Raw genomic sequence first — 968 nt, forward strand, 5'->3', positions numbered from 1 at the left:
TTGGTTGAGGTTGTTCGCCATGCCAATGAGGTTCTTGGCGATGGCTACCGTCTCTGCGTTGTGTCTGCTGACCACCTCGCCGTTCAAGGCGGACTCACGAATGTACTCCGCCAACTTGCGGTTGGCTTTTCTCGCCCTCAGCCTCAATGCCTCGTAGCTTGGCTTCGAGAACTTCACCGTGACAGACTTCGACAGCTTGCGAACCTTGCCTGTGGGCGGTCTTCCGCCCTTTCTCTTGTCCTGTTCCTGTATGTTTGTCATTCTATATACTGATTACAGTTGGTACACTCACTTTCTGCGACCGTTGGGAGCAAAATTCCTCCGCCCTCATGGTGGAGCGAGGCGTTTTGGGGTTCCCAAAACATAACCTCGCTCCCTCTCAGAACACGTTAGTTGGAACTACAGCCTTTCAGCTATCCACGTCCAAGGTCGCAGACCTTAATTCTCATAATTTGCGCCAAGCCTCGAAGTCCTCTTCATAAAGGCTTAGGTGGTGGCGCACGATGTTCTCGATGATGCCCGATACGCTCATGCGTCTCCCTCCGAGGATGCGGACGACACGATCAAGACGGTCTCGTACATCGGAACTGACGAAGACCGGCTTGCGGTCGTCAATCCTTGGAACTTGGAGGAATGTCTGCTGATACTCCTCCAGTGTCGCCTTGCGCTGCTTGCCACTGATGCGCTTCTGCGGATTCGGTGGCGATTGAGCCTCGTTCGTTGATGTTTCCTCTCTATAGGGAGTTGTTGCAGCAACTTTCTCTACAATTGCTCTCAACTCTGGGTTCTCTACATCATCATAGAGAGAATTACAACTACTTGGATTGGCTTTGTTGCCATACGTAGATGGTTTAACAAAATCCAAATACTCTTTTTCCACCAGCTCCTTTTGCTCAGGAGTCAAGACTGCATCTTTTGTTCTTGCCATAGCTTATGCTGTTTTATTTGTTAGTATAGTGGTCACGGTT

The 968-nt window shown here is 50.2% G+C and carries 2 protein-coding genes; both read right to left on the reverse strand.

The window, feature by feature from the left end:
- Positions 1 to 261 (reverse strand): plasmid mobilization protein (locus HMPREF0673_RS00160; RefSeq protein WP_007896661.1); only part of this gene is annotated, 261 nt, incomplete at its 3' end.
- A 184-nt stretch (positions 262 to 445) separates the two neighbouring features.
- Positions 446 to 928, reverse strand: coding sequence for a DUF3408 domain-containing protein (locus HMPREF0673_RS00165; protein WP_007896662.1), 483 nt, complete (start codon positions 926 to 928; stop codon positions 446 to 448).
- Positions 929 to 968 lie beyond the last annotated feature (40 nt).

The organism is Leyella stercorea DSM 18206, assembly GCF_000235885.1.
GTDB lineage: Bacteria > Bacteroidota > Bacteroidia > Bacteroidales > Bacteroidaceae > Prevotella > Prevotella stercorea.